The organism is Alishewanella sp. d11, assembly GCF_049390205.1.
Classification (GTDB): Bacteria; Pseudomonadota; Gammaproteobacteria; order Enterobacterales; family Alteromonadaceae; genus Alishewanella.
Map to the genome: position 1 here is coordinate 2752554 of NZ_CP186547.1, position 18742 is coordinate 2771295.

Annotated in this window: 12 protein-coding genes; 9 read left to right on the top strand and 3 right to left on the bottom strand. The window is 45.3% G+C overall.

The genetic code is table 11. The features are described 5' to 3' along the window. Positions 1–24 precede the first annotated feature (24 nt). Positions 25–1131: a hypothetical protein gene (locus ACO1PK_RS12555; RefSeq protein ID WP_423185954.1), complete on the top strand. Its 1107-nt coding sequence runs from the start codon at positions 25–27 to the stop codon at positions 1129–1131. On the opposite strand, the gene ACO1PK_RS12560 is transcribed toward ACO1PK_RS12555, so the two are convergent. Beyond that, positions 1121–3076, bottom strand: coding sequence for a methyl-accepting chemotaxis protein (locus ACO1PK_RS12560; protein WP_423185955.1), 1956 nt, complete (start codon positions 3074–3076; stop codon positions 1121–1123). The two genes, ACO1PK_RS12555 and ACO1PK_RS12560, sit on opposite strands and share 11 nt — an antisense overlap. A gap of 309 nt (positions 3077–3385) precedes the next feature. On the opposite strand from ACO1PK_RS12560, the gene ACO1PK_RS12565 reads away from it, so the two are divergent. Both ACO1PK_RS12565 and ACO1PK_RS12570 read left to right on the top strand, forming a co-directional pair. Further along, positions 3386–4375, top strand: a complete 990-nt coding sequence (locus ACO1PK_RS12565) for a family 43 glycosylhydrolase (RefSeq protein WP_423185956.1) — start codon at positions 3386–3388, stop codon at positions 4373–4375. Positions 4376–4728: 353 nt separating this feature from the next. Next, on the top strand, positions 4729–6030 hold the full coding sequence (locus ACO1PK_RS12570; protein ID WP_423188218.1) for a ribonuclease J: 1302 nt from the start codon (positions 4729–4731) through the stop codon (positions 6028–6030). A 3-nt stretch (positions 6031–6033) separates the two neighbouring features. Here ACO1PK_RS12570 and ACO1PK_RS12575 read toward each other — a convergent pair whose 3' ends face one another. Then, entirely contained in the window at positions 6034–7056 is a 1023-nt protein-coding gene (locus ACO1PK_RS12575) for a LacI family DNA-binding transcriptional regulator (RefSeq protein WP_423185957.1), read from the bottom strand. Positions 7057–7495: 439 nt separating this feature from the next. Between ACO1PK_RS12575 and ACO1PK_RS12580 the strand changes: the two genes are divergently transcribed. Next, complete coding sequence (locus ACO1PK_RS12580) at positions 7496–10171, top strand: TonB-dependent receptor (protein WP_423185958.1); 2676 nt, start codon at positions 7496–7498, stop codon at positions 10169–10171. 75 nt (positions 10172–10246) lie between these two features. Next, positions 10247–11275 (top strand): cupin-like domain-containing protein, encoded by a 1029-nt coding sequence (locus tag ACO1PK_RS12585; protein WP_423185959.1) that lies wholly within the window; start codon positions 10247–10249, stop codon positions 11273–11275. 68 nt (positions 11276–11343) lie between these two features. On the opposite strand, the gene ACO1PK_RS12590 is transcribed toward ACO1PK_RS12585, so the two are convergent. Beyond that, positions 11344–13932 carry a family 20 glycosylhydrolase gene (locus tag ACO1PK_RS12590; RefSeq protein WP_423185960.1) on the bottom strand — a complete coding sequence of 863 codons (2589 nt, stop codon included), beginning with the start codon at positions 13930–13932 and terminating at the stop codon, positions 11344–11346. Positions 13933–14150: 218 nt separating this feature from the next. Here ACO1PK_RS12590 and nagK point away from each other — a divergent pair, with 218 nt between their 5' ends. The 4 genes from nagK to ACO1PK_RS12610 are packed head-to-tail and all read left to right on the top strand — an operon-like array spanning position 14151 to position 18651. Beyond that, positions 14151–15080, top strand: a complete 930-nt coding sequence (gene nagK / locus ACO1PK_RS12595) for an N-acetylglucosamine kinase (protein WP_423185961.1) — start codon at positions 14151–14153, stop codon at positions 15078–15080. Then, positions 15077–16207: an N-acetylglucosamine-6-phosphate deacetylase gene (nagA, locus tag ACO1PK_RS12600; RefSeq protein WP_423185962.1), complete on the top strand. Its 1131-nt coding sequence runs from the start codon at positions 15077–15079 to the stop codon at positions 16205–16207. The genes nagK and nagA overlap by 4 nt, the downstream gene beginning before the upstream one ends. 24 nt (positions 16208–16231) lie before the next feature. After that, on the top strand, positions 16232–17560 hold the full coding sequence (locus ACO1PK_RS12605; RefSeq protein WP_423185963.1) for a sugar MFS transporter: 1329 nt from the start codon (positions 16232–16234) through the stop codon (positions 17558–17560). Beyond that, positions 17545–18651, top strand: a complete 1107-nt coding sequence (locus ACO1PK_RS12610; RefSeq protein ID WP_423185964.1) for an acyltransferase family protein — start codon at positions 17545–17547, stop codon at positions 18649–18651. Before ACO1PK_RS12605 ends, ACO1PK_RS12610 begins: the two co-directional genes overlap by 16 nt. The last annotated feature ends 91 nt before the right edge of the window (positions 18652–18742 follow it).

Sequence of the window (18742 nt, forward strand, 5' to 3'; positions counted from 1 at the left end):
ACTGAAAAAGTAACTGAGCATAGTATGGTATCCCCTATTTATACTCAAAAGCAGTGGCAAACTGCGGCCAGTCCGCAAGCAGCAAAGCTTGCTGTGCCAATGCCACCTGCGCTAAAGCTCAGTTATCTGCCACAAACACCAATAAGTTTGTTAACTACGACCAATTCAGCTGCACCTAAACAGGCAGGAGAGTCCAATAGCAGTCCTGCCGCAGAGTCTGCTGAAACTGCTGCTGCATTCAAGATAAACTTGAGCCAAGCCGCTCGTAATAAATTAGCGGCTGAACCTGAGGTTGCAGCCCCGCAACAGCAATGGGCTGAACAGAAAAAAGCCCAAGCTCGAGAACGTATTGTTGAATTAAAAAAACGTATTGATGAGCTAAATAAGCTATTGCGCATGTTTGGTGCCTTGGGGGCTAAGACCATTTTACGTGCTGTGCAACAACTTGCTGCTGAGTTAAAAAGTGCCAGCAAAGACTTAAAAGAGGGCTGGGATCTTAGCACTTCGTCACCCACAACGCCTGTTCCAGCCGTCTCGGTTAAAAGCTCGGTGACTGCTGAGCAAGCGGTTAGCGGCATACTTACTGAGCCCGCTGCACAAGAGGGAGATCTCCCAAAGCAGCAAGCTGTCGAACAAGCTGCAGGGCCCACCTTATCCGTTATGGCTAATCAAGCGGAAAGTCAGCAGGCCATCTTCAGCACTAAGATGTTTGCCGAAAAAGTATTGGCAAAATATTTACCGCAGAGAGGATCTCAAGCGGCTAAAGCAGATCGCTTCGAGCAAAGAGAAAAAACCAATACAGAAAATAACACCCTTAATAGTGATAGCACTTTGCAAATAAGCGCTGCCAACAGTGCGTTACGTGAGTTATTACAACCCTCTGCAGCTGATCAAACACGACAACAACGACGTGCAGATCAGCAACTGGTGCAAACGAGAACGGATGAGTTACAGTCTTTACTGGCTAGATTACAAGCCACTCTGCGACTGCAAGTACGCGACAAAGACACTAAACAACGTGAACGTGATGTCAGCGAGCTGCTGGCTGATACCAAGCAGCTCGCTGCGCAATTAACAAAAGTAACAGATACACCACTATCTAAGCTACAAACTGCCTTCACTAAACCCTAAATTGCCCTGCAGAGTGCCCGAGAGTTTGTGCCATTCCTAACAACTGTTGCGTACTTACGGCAACTTGGGAAATCGCTGTGCTGTTCTCTTCTGCGGCTGCACTTAAGCGAGAAATACTCTGTGCCAGTGTCGCCGATACCGTCGTTTGCTCCTCAGCGGCGGTGGCAGTTTGAATCATTAAGTGCTTTAACGTTGCCAAACGATTGTGAATATCAGCAACCGCGTTAGCCATGCTTTGTGCCTGACTTAGCGTTTTTTCTGATTCATTGGCACAAATGACGCTATGTTTTGCTAAAGAGTCGGATTGGCTGGTAATGCCGTTTAGTACACCCGAGATATCTTTAATGGCTTCTTGTACTCGAAACGCCAGTTGTCTTACTTCATCAGCAACAACGGCAAAACCACGACCATGCTCACCGGCTCGAGCGGCTTCAATGGCAGCATTCAATGCCAATAAGTTAGTTTGTTCGGCAATGGCGTTAATGACCGAGAGTACCACGCTGATTTTCTTGCTGTCCTGATCCAGATGCTCAACTTCTGTGTGAATTTGGGTAAAGCTTTGCATGGTGTGTTTTAAACTAACTTGGGTAAGTTCTAACGTTTGCACCAAGTGTTCGCCTGCAAGTTGACTTGCTTTTACTTCATCTGCAGCTAATGCCGAGTTTTTACCAATTTCTGCGGCGGCATAACTCATTTCCTCCACTGCGGTGGCCAGCATATCGGTTTCTCTGGCTTGCATTTGAATACTGCCATCTGCTTGAGTTATCGCTGCTGAATTTTGCGTTGCCGCCATTTCTAGCTCTCTGCTAATACCCATTAGCTGGGCAATTAAGCCTTTTAAGGTGTGCTGCATCTTGGCCAGCCAGCCCATTACATGGTTAGGCTTTTCTGGTACTTGCAGTTGCGTGGTGAAGTCACCTGAGGCAATCACGCTGGTCAATTGACACATATCATTAGGCTCGCCACCCAAAGGCGTAAGAACAATACGGCAGACTAACTGCGCGGCCACAATCGCCAGTATTAAGGCAATGGCGCTAATCAGTAATCCTGTGTACAACATGCGCTGTGCCGGAGCAGTAATTTCTGCAATATCAATTTCAGCTAACAGCGCCCAACGTACTCCAAATACATCTACTGGCGCATAGGCAGATAGTACCGGATTGTTATTATAATCAATAACGCGTAACACGCCGGATTGCCCTGCTAACGCCAGATTGACGACTTCGGTATCTACACCATTGTCGGCAACGGTGCCTTTAAATGACGCCTGAATATTGCGATTAGTCGGATCAAGAAAGGAATCTGAACGCATGCGTTTATCGGTACCTACCAGGTAGGTTTCGCCGGTCCGTCCCATCCCTGAACGAATTTGCATGACCGTATTAATTTTATCGATGGAAAGTTGCACCGCGACCACGATAGCCTCATTACCTAGAGTAATGCGTTTACCCAAAAAGGCGGCAGCGTCGTTATTAGAGGGGGCATAAGGCGAGAAATCGGCCATGGCTATCCGCTCTGGCTGACTTTTAATACTTTGATAAAGCTTGCCTAAACCGGAATCACGATAGGGACCATAATTTAAATTGGTATTTAAATCAGACTCTTTAGCAACGGTGTAAATAACATCGCCATTCGCGTTAATCACAAAAATATCATAAAAACCCAGCTGTTGATTAATCGCCTGCAGGGTGTAGTCAATCGCCGCAATCTGTTGCAGAGAATCCAGTTGTTTTACATTCGCTACCGCGACTTCTAAACCCGCAGAAAACTCGTTTAACATAGCCGAAATATTGTGTTCTTTAATTTCCCTTACTGCGATAAGGCGTGCTTCTGCTTCCGTAAACAGCTCACTTCGCGCTAACAAGGTAATAACTGTAGTTGCAATCATTAAAGGCAGTAATACGATGATTAAGCTTATTACTTTGATTTTATTACTAAAGCCCATTTTCGTCTTCCTTGTATTGATATTGGAAAAATAGATTTGCATTAAATAAAGCAGTCGCTTTTGCTTTGGTCAAACCCTTCATCGTTAATTTGGTTAAAATATTGAGGTTAGTGTGAACTTAAAATGACAGCTGGCTTTGTTGTGGTGGCTTTTTATTTACAAGTAAAAGCTAATATGCAGTGTGTCACTATTTTGTGTTAACAGTGGAAACTTTGGTAAGTTTTTTCTAAAAGACTCGCTTATATATCATAGGTGTTGGCATGCTTGATTACAGAAATAGACATTTTTCAGTAGCAAAAGGAACGCAGCATGAACAAAATAGTGACAGGTATTTTTGTAACGGCTTTACTGTACTCAAGTATTACCCTTGCTAAAAACCCCTTAGATTTTGGTTTGTTGATCGATGGCAAACCCATTCGCACGGCCGATCCCTCTGCACATGTCTGGTCTGATGGCCGACTTTATGTTTACACCTCGCATGATGAAGAGTGCCAGCACGATTTTCATATGAAAGATTGGCATGTATTTTCTACCGATGATATGGTGAATTGGCAAGCGCATGGTGCAGTATTGTCTGTTGCAGAGTTAAGCTGGGCTGACGATTATGCTTGGGCCCCGGATGCCGCTTATAAAAATGGTAAATACTATTTTGTATTTCCAGCGGGGACGGGGATTAAAGATCGTGTCACCCCTAGCAATAGCACTAAGTGGATGGGTATTGGTATTGCAGAGAGTGATTCGCCCACAGGCCCTTTCAAGGATGTGATTGATGCCCCCTTATGGCGTGAACCCTATGCCAATGATCCCGCCCTCTTTATTGATGATGATGGTAAAGCATATTTGTACTTTCATGGTCAGAACTTTGACTACTATGTCGTCGAAATGGCCGACGATATGCGCAGTATTCAAGGCGATTTTATCAAGATGGACATGGGGGGTTATGAACCTAAGATGGAAGGCCCTTGGGTATTTAAACGCGACGATTTATACTATTTCACCATGCCAGAAGGCAATCGAGTGCTAACGTATTACACTGCAACTTCACCAAAGGGCCCATGGCAGTATCGGGGAGTGATTATGGAGCAGGAGCATCAAAGTAATAATCACCATTCCATCGTACAGTATCAAGGCCAATGGTTGTTGTTCTACCATCGCTGGTTAGAAACGCCAGAGTCGAGTTGTCAAAAACGCCAGCGGCATACGGCTGTAGAGTATTTGTACTTTAATCCTGATGGCAGCATTGTGCCCGTTACCCGCACTGAGCAGGGGGTAGCTGACTTTCCAAACCGAACTCGCTAGTTGCATTGTACTTTCTGGCGCTGCTGCTCTTTACCAATGATGATGCAGCAGTGACCTGACAAACCAGAATGCAGCACAGATCAACAAGAACCTCACTTTGCTCCGCGCTACACCTCGCACCTTTACCACAGAGTAGATTCTTTAAAGTTAAATAGACTGTTTTGCTGTAATAGTCCGTATACCTTATAGTAGTAAAAATTATTCTCGGGCTAAATTGAGAATTGTTGCGAGGAAGGTAACGTATTTGCCTGTAGCTTAGGGAGGTAAATTTGAATCAGGCAGCAGTATTTGCGATGCAACCAGGTTTAAAAGATCTGTGGTTTTTGCCCTTGGGCGGCTGTGGTGAAATAGGCATGAACTTAAATCTCTATGGTCATGCTGGGCAGTGGCTAATGGTTGATTGTGGTGTTACTTTTTATAATCCGTTACAGCCAGCCAGAGCTTCGACCAGTGTTAATCAACTTACGGCCGAGGTACAGGCGGCTGATCCCAGTTTTATCAGCCAGCAGCGAGAGCGTCTGTGCGCTATTGTGATCACGCATGCGCACGAAGATCATATTGGTGCTTTAGTATATTTATGGCCTCGCTTGCAAGCGCCGGTGTATTGCACGCCTTTTGCCGCTGAAGTGTTGCGACGGAAAATAGCCCGCAGTGGTCTCTCCAACGACATGCCGATAATCGAAATTCCAGCCGGTGGCACCTGTCAGTGCGGTCCATTTTTGATTAATTGGCTTAATATTACCCATTCTATCCCAGAGCCGCAGGCGCTGTTGATTACTACCGAAGCGGGTACAGTGTTTCATACAGCCGACTGGAAAATGGATGCCGCCCCGATCCTTGGGCGAGCTTTTAAGCCTCAGGTATTTAAGCGCTTGGCCAAGTTGGGCATTACCGCTATGGTGTGTGATTCAACCAACGCACTTAAAAGCGGTTTTTCGCTGTCAGAAACCGCATGTTATCAAGCGCTGCTGGAAGTTATTAAACCAGTAAAACAACGGGTAGTGGTCAGTGGTTTTAGTAGCAATATTGGCCGTTTAATTAGTCTCGGCCGTGTGGCGCAGCAAAGTGGCCGTTATTTAGCCTTGTTTGGTAGAGCCATGGAAAATATGGTCGGCGCTGCACGGCAATGTGGTTTATGGCCAGAAGACATCCCATTGATTGAAGCCAGTCATATTGGTTTTTTACCCGCTGCAGAAGTGTTAGTGGTGGCCACCGGCAGTCAAGGGGAGCCGCGTGCGGCCTTAACAAAGTTGGCTGAAGATCGGCATCCGCAGTTACTATTGGAAGAAAATGATTTAGTGATCTTCAGTGCGATCATGATCCCCGGTAACGAAATGCTCATCAGTCGGTTAATTGATAAATTTAAGGCTAAAAAAGTGCAGGTGTTGCAGCCAACCGATACGCTACTGCCAATCCATGTCTCAGGGCATCCCAACCAAGGCGAACTAGATTTACTGTATCGATATGTTAACCCAGCGATTGCAGTGCCCGTGCATGGCGAAGAGCCGCATATGCGTGCCAATGCTGAAGTAGCGCGTCAAGCCGGTGTGCCACAGCAATTAGTTGGGCAAAACGGCGATTTATTTGTATTAGCGCCACAGGCGCGTTGTTGGCATAATTTTGTTAAAGTAGGTCGTATCGCGATCGAGCATTGAGAACTACAGATCGCGACGAGTCGATTCTCGCACTACGAGCTCAGGGACAAATACCGGCTGTTCAAAACTCACGGCTTTACCACTTTGTTTACTGGCTTTAAATAGCATTTCAGCAGCTTGGCGGGCAATGGTTTTGTTAGGTTGATTCGCCGTAGTCAGCGGTGGCCAGGTTTGTCGCGAAAAAGGGCTGTTTTCAAAACCTGCTATAGCTAATTGCTCAGGAATACTGATTTGCGATAGCCTAGCACAAAATAGCGCACCCGCGGCAATCTCATCGTTACAGGCAAAAATTGCGGTTGGTAGTTCTGGCAAGGCTAATAATTGTTTAGCGCCTGCAACGCCGGATTCAAAGGAATAGCTTCCTGGAATGACATATTTGTCGTTTACCGGAATATTGCGTTTATTTAATGCTGCTTGAAATCCTGCTAAGCGCTCGCCACTAGAACTATGTTCTTCGTCGCCACATAAAAATGCCAGTTTAGTATGACCTTGGTCTAGTAAATGATTGGTAATGCGAAAGGCGGCCGTAAAATCGTCGACTAAAACACAATTTTTAAATTTTTCAGACGGGGTAGAGCCAGAAATAATGCGCACATAGTCGATCCCTTTTTCATCTAAGGCCGCTGCAAGCTCGGGCATTTCTGAAAAAGGCGGGGTAAGTACCAAGCCGGCTAAACGCGAACGTTCCACTAACTCCAATACCTCTTGTACGATACCGCTAGATTTGGCATTAGTTGGATGGATCAGCAGTTCATAGCCATATTTATGACAAGCCTCTAACAAGCCATTTTGCATATCAATAATGTAATACGCATTCGGATTATCATAAACATAACCAATGCTGTAAGACTTACTGCTGGCTAAGTTTCGCGCGGCAGCATTAGGTTGGTATTGTAGCTGCTTTACCGCAGCCATTACTTTATCAATAGTATCCTGACGAACTGAAGGTTCATTATTCATCACTCTGGATACAGTTTTTATCGATACCCCGGCCAGCTTGGCCACATCATTAATGGTAACTTTCATGTCTACTTCATCTTACGGTTGGCTGCATATTATGCGGTTGTTTGCATAATGACCGCAATGGCTTTCTGAGTTGATGACAGCGCTGGTCATCTATGCGGTAAAGTTATAGCGCATTATCACTGATGTGGTACTTATTTTTTTCGATGTGATTTTTGATAAGTTTGCCAAACATCATAGATTCACCTTTAACATCACTTTTTTTATTAGGGTTGTATATCACTTATTTTATTGAATTTTATTCCTTTACGGCGGGTTGTATAAGCCTTGATGTAACGAAGTTTTGCCAGTAACACGGCTAACAAAGTCAGTAGAAAAAAAAACTGCTTAAAAAAACAGCTTGAGTTATTTGCCAAGAGAGTTTTTTTTGTGTATGGTTATTTTATGACAGCGTTGTCATACTATAACAACAAGACTACCAGAACAGGAACGGGAGAACCCCATGCTTAACCAAAAGATTGGCTTGTGCACCTTGGCAGTAAAAGCTGCCTTATTAACAGGTTTTTTTGGCACTCAACCTATGGCTTTCGCCAATACTGATGCTGCGGCTGAAGAAAATGTTGAAGTGATCCAAATTCGTGGCATTCGCGCTTCACAACAAGCAAACTTGAATGCAAAACGTTACTCCGATGCGGTAGTGGATGTCGTAACTGCCGAAGACATTGGTAAATTTCCGGATCGCAACGTAGCGGAATCCTTGTCGCGTATTACGGGTGTTGGCGTAAGTCGCGAATTTGGTGAAGGTGAAAAAATCACTATTCGTGGTGCCAGTTCTGCCACTAACCGTACCCTGTTAAATGGTCAATCTGTTGCAACAGCTGACTGGTTTATTTTAGATAACCCAGGCCGCAGTTTTAACTACACCATGTTGCCTTCAGCACTGGTGTCAGATTTAGAAGTTTACAAATCACCGATGGCCAGTATTGATGAAGGCTCCATCGGTGGTACTGTGATCTTGCGGACCCGTAAGCCACTCGATTTAGATGCCAATTCGGTTAACTTATCGATTGAAGGCCAATATTCTGAAATGGCAGAAGCGTGGGATCCACAGTTATCTGGTCTGTATTCTTGGAAAACGGAAGATGAAACTTTCGGTGTATTGGTTTCTGCCATTAAACAAGACCGCTCGGTAGTGCGGGAAGGTTTTGAAATTCTAGGCTGGCCACAAAATCCAGATTTAAACAGTCGTGTACCAAGCCATATTGGTGTGCCACGTTTTGAACAACAACGTGAGCGTGAAACCCTGTTTGCTTCTTTCCAATATGCGCCGTCTGACGCCTTAGATGTAACAGTCAACGCACTTCATTCAAAAGTAGATGCAAATAACCAGAATGCCAACTGGTTGATTTTTGTTAATAACAACGCAAATTTACTGACAGATGTTACTCGTGTTGATAACAGCGTAGTTGCTGGTACGGTTGCCAGTGGTGGTACTGCCGCATATAACTTTATCAATCGGGTTGCGTCTACTGAAACAAAAGGCATTGATATTGATATAAATTATCGTGCAGACAACTATGAACTACATACGCAATTTGGTACCACTCGTGCCAAAGGCGGTACTTTACGTGAGACCTCATGGGAATATGTCGCCACCACAGGGTATAGCTTTGATCTTCGTGGTGACACGCCCAGTGCAAGCACGGTCGTTAATGCAGCTGATCCTGCGCAATTCCGTGCGGGCTGGATTTGGGGCGGTGAAAAGCCGACTACCGATGAAGAAAACTATGCTCAATTTGATCTAAGTATTCCGGTAGAGTACGGCGTATTCAACAAGTTACACACTGGGGTGAAACTGCGTGCGGCGGAGCGTACTCAAGGTCGAACCGCTTATAGCTGGCATGGTCCTAATACGCTTGCTGATGCTTCGCTAGCGCCTAGCTGGCCGGTTTATTTACAGTATATTTTTGATACGTGCCCTACACTGGCGCAATGTAACCTGACTACCGGAAGTCAGAATGTGAATGCTGCGGTCAATGGTAATCTTGGTCAGCAAGTGATTCATAATCGTGATCGGATGGAAGAAATTGCTTTCGTTGGCTTAAATGGCGTAAAAGCGGATTACGCGCGCTCCTTGATCTTAGCGGAAAACTGGGCCGTGGAAGAAGATATCACCGCGTTTTATGTACAAGGTGATTTTGATGGTGAAGGCTTCCGCGGTAACTTAGGTTTGCGCTATGTCGATACCCGTCAAACCTCAGGTGGCTATGAGTTTTCTGATGATAGTTGGGGCTTTTTAACGGTAGATCGTGAATGGTTGAGACCAAGTCAATTAGCTTGGGTTGAAGTTAAAAACGATTACAGTGAAATTTTACCCAGCTTCAATATCGCTATGGATCTGACCGATGATTCATTATTACGTTTTGGCGCAGCGCGTGTTATGGCACGTCAGAACTGGAATGATATCTCTACTTCTGTTAGCTACGGTTCACTTAACGTCGCTCAGCCAACAGGTACTGCCAGTAACCCAATGTTGAAACCACAAATTGTTGACCAATTTGATTTCAGTTATGAATGGTATTTCAATCCATCTTCAGTATTTGCTGCCACATACTTCTTAAAAGATGTGAAGAGCTATCGCAGTTTCTCAACTTTCGTTGATCAGCGCTACTGGGAACAGGAAGAAAAGATGGTCGATGTGACCTTTACTCGTCCAAGCAATGGTCCTGGTGGTCGTACTCAGGGTATCGAGTTAAGCTATCAACAAGATTTTGGTGATTTTGGTGTGATTACCAACTACACCTATACCAGTGCCAAACGTGATGAGGAACGCGATCTGACCAAGCCAGGTTCTGGTTTAGTTGAGGGAACGTCGAAACACATGGTTAACCTAAGCGGTTATTATGAAACAGACTTATTTAGCGTGCGCTTAATGTATAACTACCGGACTGAGTGGTACAAAGGCTTGCATTGGAATGGTGATGAGTTGTGGAATGATGACTACGGTCAGGTTGATGCCAGTTTCTCTTATAATCTAACAGATAGCATGGTGTTATCGTTTGAAGCCGTAAATCTTACTGATGAACGAGTAGTCGAATACAACACCGACAAAGCACGCTTATTCTCTATTTATGAAAATGGTCGTCGCTTTACCGCTGGAGTAAGGATGGCGTTCTAAGTAACCCGTTATTAATCTTACCTGGACAAAGGCTGATAGAAGGATTGATCAGCCTTTTTTTATTTGGAAAAAGTTATGCAACAGATTACTGAATATCATGGTTGTTCTCCCGAGTATTTTTTAAAGGAGTTGCTACCACTTGCACAGCCAGTGGTATTACGCCAAGCCGTCTCATTATGGCCTTTGGTGCAGGTTGCGCAGGAAGGCGCTGCAGCCCTCTTAACTTATCTCAAACCTTTTGATAGCGGTCATGCAACTGATACCTTGTTAATGGCGCCAGAGACTGGCGGTCGGATTTTTTACCGTCCGGATTATCAAGGGTTTAATTTTGAGCGTAGCTGTTATCCGTTAACGATCGTATTGCAGCAACTTATTAAGATCAGTGCATCGCAACCGTCACTTTATCTTGCTTTACAGAGTGCAACCTTGTCGCGTTGTTTACCCGAGTTAGCTAAGCAGTTACCCTTACCCTTTTTACCCGAGCCTGCTGCTGGTCGAGTCTGGTTAGGAAATCAGGTAACGGTGCCAGCACATTTTGATGATGGTCATAACTTGGCAGCGGTTGTTGCCGGACGCCGCCGTTTTACACTGTTTCCGCCTGAGCAAGTCGCAAATTTATACCCAGGACCTTTAGATTTTGCTCCCACAGGCACGCCAATCAGCCTGTTTAATGTTAACAAGCCCGATTTTCAGCGTTATCCAAGAGCTAGAGCTGCTATCGACGCTGCCTCGCAAACAGAGCTGTTGCCAGGTGATCTTTTATATATTCCGTTACTGTGGTGGCATCAAGTCGAGTCACTCGAGCCGGTGAGTATGTTGGTGAATTACTGGTGGGGTGGCAGTTTATCTGCAAAGTCGGTGCAACCTGCTGCCTTTGATAGTTTGCTGTATACCATGCTAAGTATGCAACATTACACCCCAGCAGAGCGCCGAGCATGGGCTGCAATGTTTCAGCATTTTGCCTTTAATGCTGAGGCTGCCGCGATTCCAAATGAGTTAGCAGCGTTACAGCATTTACTCAATCCTGCCGGTAAAGCCTTACCTGATGACAGTAAGTTACAGGCACTAAGACACTGGTTACAAAAAAGCTTAGACTCAGCATAAAGTTACCCGGCTGCGCAAGGTTAAACGCCAGCCGGGCTAACAAGTTTAAAAGTAGAATAGCAGCATTATCAAGGTTGTAATGACTCAATACGGCTAGTTACCTTACCAAGACGCACTCTTATCAAGACGGCTTGTTTTGCGCTAATCGGCTTTGTATAGGTGTGCCAGTGTTGGCCATTATCCACACTATATTCCAGCGTAAGCCCGGGCCAAGCTTGGCTGAGCTGCCAATAACCCTCTTTTAAGATTGCACCGGGTGGCGGTAAATAATGCAGACTGCCACTTTGTTGCAGTCGTAACAGTTCTACTCCAGTCAAACGGCTGACAAAGCTGATCCAGTCAGCCGAGGCTGCGCGACTGCTTTTGTTTGGCTCCCATTGCCCCTTATGCCATGCACGCTCAGCCAATGCCAATAAGCGTGGATAAATCATTTGTTCAAGCTGCTCAGCAGTGCGAATGGTTTCACTCCACACTTGCCCTTGGATCCCTAACATATTTTCAGGTTTTTCTAGCGCGGGTAGGGGGCGGCCTAATAGTGCCGCTAAATCCGTGATCGGTGTGCCATCGCGTTTAAACTCGGCATTATGATAGAGATGGTCTGGCCGATAAAAGAATACGCGTTCCGTATCATTATAGCGGGTGGCCCAGTAAAAACCGCGCTCTTCAGGATGGGCTTCCTGCGGATGATCAAAGTACAGGTTGGTACCTGCTGATTGCACCACTTGGTAACCTTGGTTAGCAAATACATAGGCGCGATCACCATAACCCCATTCCCAGATGTTATCCCAAGCATTGACAATAACGCGTTCATTATTAAATTGTGATCGCGCAAACGGCGTTTGCTTATCGGCCATTAAGCCATCTTCCCAAGCGGCCATGGCGAGGCCTCTTTGGTTAGTGAGTTCTGCTACCTTGTTAATGAAATAAGGCTTGAAGTCTTTAGCTGAATTGACCTTAGGATCATTAGCAATCAGCTGCTGACAAGCGGGAGCTTGCTCCCACGCGCCTTTACCCACTTCATCGCCGCCCATATGGAAAATTTCTAATTGCAAGCCAGCGTCTTGATACATCAGTTGCAATTCCGCCAGCACTTTATCAATAAAGTTATAGGTTGAGGCAAGACAAACATTCACCGCATTATCATTATAGTTTTGCACTGTTAGATAACTGGATAAATCATTATCCTCCGTTAAGCGATAACGTAAGGCCTCTTCGATTTGTCCCTTTGCTTTTAAACGCTGATAACGCACTTCCATCGCTTTAATGGCAGCGCGGGCGTGGCTAGGCAGATCGACTTCAGGGATCACCTGAATATGATGCTGTTTGGCAAACGTTAAAATTTCGATAAAGTCAGCTCGACTGTAATAGCCATTGCCAGAGCCTGACCGATGAGGGCCACTGCCTAATTGGGTGAGTAGACACTGTTGTTCGCTAAGATCAAAGCAACGTACAGCGCCAATCTCGGTCAGCTCGGGTAAGCCGGGAATTTCTAAACGCCAGCCCTCGTCTTCCGTTAAATGCAAGTGTAATTTATTTAACTTATAGCGAGCCATTTGCTGAATCAGCGCCTTGGTCACGGCAACACCATGAAAATTACGTCCCATATCATAGTGCATACCACGCCAATGATAGCGAGGTGCATCATCAATTTGCACATTAGGTAAGGTTACGCCCTGCGTGGCGACGGTTTGAGGCTCGGTTAAAGGCACTAAGGCCAATAAACTTTGGATGCCATAAAACACTCCAGCACTATCTGAGCCGATGATTTGGATGGCATCAGGGCTAATTCGTAATTGATAACGTTCAGCGCCATTAAGCTCAGTATCGATGTTAAGTGCAATGGCTTTCGCGGCTGGTTTTGTTTGTGCTGCTAAAGGCGCTAATCCTAAGTGCTGCAGTTGTTGTTGCAGGTATTCGGCTTCTGCTTGTAGCGTAGCCGTGGCAACTAATTGCCAGCTAGCATCCAATTGAGTGACGCCCGGTTTTTGGTTAAGTTGTTGTACTTTAGGAATAATTCGTAAGGCAACAGCCTCTGTTGCAGCTTGAGCATATTCGTTTTTTAGTTGCTGTTCTGCTGTCTGGTGTTTGTTAAAACGCGAAGCATTGGTCACTGTTGGATATAAATCGCCTTGATCAATATTTCTAAGCAGTTGATTTCTGGTGGTTAAGGGTCTAACAAATTTATGCCAGTCTTCAGTATCGGTATTGGCAAAAATTGCTGGGGTTAAACCCGGTTTCACCATAAAGGCGCGTGGCATAAAATCGCTGTAACTAATCATCCAAGGCGCAGAGATAAAAGGGATGTTAAGGGTTGCGCCTGCGGCTAAGCCTGTAAAGTCAGCGGTCGGTACGATACGATGCAGATCGCCTTGCACATGTTCAATTTTTAATCCTTGGCTAATACTACTGTCTATTTTACGTATTAGATGAAAATAAATCGCCCAATCGCTTTCTCCCGCTGCTAAGGGTAAGCTGGACTGGTTAATTAACTCTATTTGTCCGCTAAAGGTTGCGGGGGTCGCTAATAGATTATCTGTGGTGCTAAACCAAAGACTGGTTTGTTGGGTAAATTCGTTTAGCTCTGCTTGATTGCTAATTTGACTAAAAGCGCTACTGCTTAAGAAACTCAATAAAATAAGGGGTTTAAATATTCTCATTTGCAGAAATCTCCGCAGTTGCTGAAAAAAATGCCGTTGTTTTAAACAAGGCTCTTGTTATTTACTGTAATTACGATATGCTGAAATAAAAATGACAACGCTGTCAATTTCGCAAAGCCCTCAAGCTATGTCAAGTAAAATTGTATCTTACTGGGGTTTTGCTTACGGCAACAAGCGTGACAAGCATATCGAGCAGAACAGCAAGTGAAGGAGTGCTGATGACAAGCATAACGACCGAAAACCAACATTACTATTTGGGGATTGATGGTGGCGGTAGTAAATGTCGCGTGGTATTGACCAACGCGCAATTTTCAGTAATTGGCCACGGTTTAGGGGGGCCTGCTAACCCATTACGTGGCATGGAGGTCGCACAAGCCTCAATTCTTGATGCCACCTATCAAGCATTAGCTGAAGCTGAATTACCAAAGAGCGCCTTAGCAAACATTATTGTTGGCGCAGGTTTAGCAGGGGTGAATATTCCTGAATATCATCGGATTTTTAGTGCTTGGCAACATCCCTTTGCTGCCCTTTATCTTACCAGCGATTTGCATGCAGCCTGTATGGGAGCGCATCAGGGCAAAAATGGCGCTGTGATTATTTGTGGCACGGGTTCTTGTGGTTTAGCTGCTGTAGATGGCAAGGTACTTGAAGTTGGCGGCCATGGTTTTCCTTATGGTGACAGCGGCAGTGGCGCCTGGTTTGGTTTGCAACTATTACAACGCGTATTACGAAGTTTAGATGGGCTCTTACCCAAGACTCGTATGACCGCATTACTCCAGCAGCAACTAGGTTTAGTCGGTGCTATTGATTTAGCCAGCCATTTTATGCATGTTTCGGCAACAGAGTATGCCAAGCTGGCGCCGTTAGTCTTTACTGCAGCAGAGCAGGGCGATGCACAAGCACAAGAGATTATTACGGAAGGTGCCGCCCACATTAATGCCATTGCCAAAAGATTAATGTCGATTAATCCCCCAGCTCTTACCTTGATTGGTGGGTTAGCACCAAAAATATTTCCTTATTTAGCTGCGGATGTGCAAGCATTAGTCGTTGCTGCAGCAGAGCCGCCTGAGCTGGGAGCTGTATGGTTTGCCAAGTTTGCGCAGCAGCAAGCATTAAGCTCAGAACAATCATCTAAGGTCATGTTATGACAGAAATTATTGCAGTTGCGCGCTTGTTTGATGGCGAAAACTGGTTGGATAATGTAGAACTTGAGATTACCCAAGGCCAGATTTTACATATTCGACCTGCCCAAGGCCCAGTGCGTGCCGGTATTTTAGCGCCGGGGTTTATCGACTTACAGGTCAATGGTGGAGGGGGCGTGTTATTTAACAATGCCCCAAGCATCAATACTTTGCAAACGATGATGCAAGCGCATAGCCAGTTTGGTTCTACTGCGATGTTGCCAACGTTAATTACGGATAATTTACAGGTGATGCAGCAAAGTGCCAATGTCATTGCGCAGGCTATTCAAGATGGTGTGCCAGGTATCATCGGGGTGCATTTTGAAGGGCCACATCTCGCTGTACCTAAAAAAGGCGTGCACCCTGAGCAACATATTCGGGAACTAAGTGACGCTGAGTTAGCGATTTATTTAAGAACCGATCTGGGTATTCGTTTATTAACGGTTGCGCCTGAAAATGTCAGTCCAGCCCAAATCCGCTTGTTAACTGACGCCGGTGTAAAAGTGTGGTTAGGCCACTCTAACGCTGAGGCCAAGGTGGTGCAGCAAGCTTTAGCTGCTGGTGCCTGTGGTTTTACCCATCTCTATAATGCTATGTCACCCTTAACGTCGCGTGAGCCGGGCATGGTCGGTGTTGCCTTGACCGATGCGCATAGCTGGTGTGGTCTGATTTTAGATGGTCTACATATGCATCCGCTGGCGGCTAAGTTAGCCTTATTAGCCAAGCCTAAAGGTAAAGCCATTATTGTGACGGATGCCATGTCGCCAGTTGGAACTACCGATACGGAATTTGCGTTTTTTAGCGGCAAAGTCATCCGTGAGGGTAATAAATTAACTAACGAAGCTGGCGCATTAGCCGGCTCGGTGTTGGATATGGCTGCGGCAGTTCGCTATGCCGTTACCGAATTAGCTGTTTGTGCAGAAGAAGCACTACGAATGGCGTCGCTTTATCCCGCTGAAGCTTTAGGTATTGCCCAGCAACGTGGGCGATTATTGCCGGGGTTTGCCGCAGATGCCGTGCTACTTAATGACGATTGGTCAGTGCAAGATTGCTGGATCGCAGGGCAATCTCGCTTTGATAAAACACCAAACTAAAACAATAAATTGACAGGAAGCGTTATGGAAAAAGTACTCAGTCCAACAAGTCGTTCGTCGACGCTAGTACCTATGTTGATCATCGGTATCTTATTTTTTATCTTTGGTTTTGTGACCTGGTTAAACGGGGCTTTGATTCCATTTTTGCAAATCGTTTGCGAGTTAAATGAGTTTCAAGCGCTATTGGTCACCTTTGCGTTCTACATTGCCTATACGGTGATGGCTTTACCTATGTCATTTTTGCTCAATATTCTTGGGTATAAAAAAGGCATGTTGGCGGGGTTATTGATCATGGCTGTTGGCGCTTTGCTATTTATTCCTGCAGCACAAAGCGCATGGTATCCGTTGTTTTTATTGGCATTATTTACTTTGGGTTCGGGTTTAACCATTTTGCAAACGGCAACCAACCCTTATCTTGTTTGTATTGGCCCACATGAAAGTGCCGCCATGCGCATTAGTATCATGGGGTTGGTCAATAAAGCTGCGGGTATTATTGTGCCGGTGGTATTCGCTGCTATGGTTTTAAGCGATATTGATCAATTTTCTGCAGAAGCGTTAGCCGTGTTAAGTGATGTCGAACGTCAGATCCAATTAGCAGAGCTGTCTGCGCGCTTAGTCGTTCCTTATGTTTATATGACGATTGTCCTGCTGCTACTTGCTGTATTTATCTGGTTTGCGCCATTGCCAGAGTTACCACAAGAAGAGGGTAAGGAAGCAAGCAGTAAGGGTTACGTTAAAGCCGCCTTGGCTTATCCACAACTGGTGTTAGGGGTTGTTGCGCTGTTTTGTTACGTAGGCGTTGAAGTGATTGCAGGTGACACCATTGGTTTATATGGTAGTCAATTAGGTGTGGCGCATTTTGCTATCCTGACCTCTTATACCATGAGCTTTATGGTTATTGGTTATATTTTAGGGGTACTGCTGATCCCGCGCTATTTATCACAGACCTTAGCGTTACAATTATCGGCAATCTTTGGTCTGTTATTTAGTTTAGGGGTGATGTTTGCCTCTACCGAAAGTCAGCAGTTATCTCTGATTGCTTTTGGCTGGATGGGCATTCCTACGGTTCCTGATTCGGTATTTTTTGTTGCCTTATTAGGTTTAGCAAATGCCTTAGTGTGGCCAGCCGTTTGGCCTTTGGCTTTAGCTGGCTTAGGCAAACTAACAGCTACCGGCTCTGCCATGCTAATTATGGGGATTGCTGGTGGAGCAATCTTACCGCTGGGTTACGGTTACCTTGCTGAAACCTCTGGTAATAGCCAATCCGCGTATTGGATTTTATTGCCTTGTTATTTATTTATTCTTTTTTATGCATTCAAAGGCCATAAGTTAAGTTCATGGTCAAGCAAGTAACGCCTGCCGCAAGCCGCATGTTAGCGCTAGACGCGCTACGCGGCTTAGCGGTTGCGCTAATGATTTTGGTGAATACACCGGGTTCCTGGTCTTATGTGTATTCACCCCTTTTACATGCCCCGTGGCATGGCTTTACCTTGGCTGATTGGGTGTTTCCGCTATTTTTATTTGCGGTAGGCTCGGCCATGGCGTTTTCTATGCAAAATGTGCAACCCAGCCTGACGCTTTACGCGAGAATTCTAAAGCGCACCTTACTTATGTTTGCTTGCGGTCTACTGCTACATAGCTTTCCGTTCACCCAACCTTTAGCTGAGCTACGTATCCCTGGGGTATTACAACGCATCGCCCTGTGTTATGGCATAACGGCGGTATTAGTTACGCTGTTCTCTATAAAACGATTATGGATAATGAGCTTGTTATTGCTACTACTCTATTGGTTGCTATTAACGCTGTTCTCTGTTCAAGGCGCTGCTGTACTGTCTGGTAATGTGGTGCAACAACTTGATCTTTGGATATTTGGTGCCGCGCATTTGTTCCAAGGTTTTGGTGAGCCTTTTGACCCTGAAGGCTTGCTCAGTTCGTTGCCCGCAATAAGCTCCGTGTTATTGGGCTATTTGTTTACGATTAAGATCCGCCCCCTAACTCCGCCACAGTCTGCAAAATTGCTTTCACGTTTTGGTTTGCTTTTTACTGCTGTAGGATTGTTGTTACATTGGTTTTGGCCAATTAATAAACCCTTGTGGACTGGGAGCTATGTGGTTTTCTCCACGGGCTTAACACTAATACTATTAGCCGCTTTGATTTTGAGTATGGATATTAAACAGCAAAACTGGCCAAAAGGATTGATTCATTTTGGTGCCAACCCCTTGTTTATTTACATGCTGTCTTGGCTGTGGGCGGTAACTGCGGCAAAGCTTCTGGTATGGCAACAGGCAGGTCACAGCGTAAGTTTATATGACTGGGCTTTTCAACAACTTGCTTTGTTATTACCCGCTGAATTCGCTTCTCTGCTGTTTGCGCTATGCCATGTTGGGCTTTTTTGGTTATTAGCATACTGGCTATATCGCCAGAAGATTTTTATTAAAATTTAATATTGGTATCTTGTTTAAGAGTAAAGAGGGATTGCTCCCTCTTTATTATTTCAGCTCGAAGACAAAAGATTGATTCGTTAGGTTGCGCTAT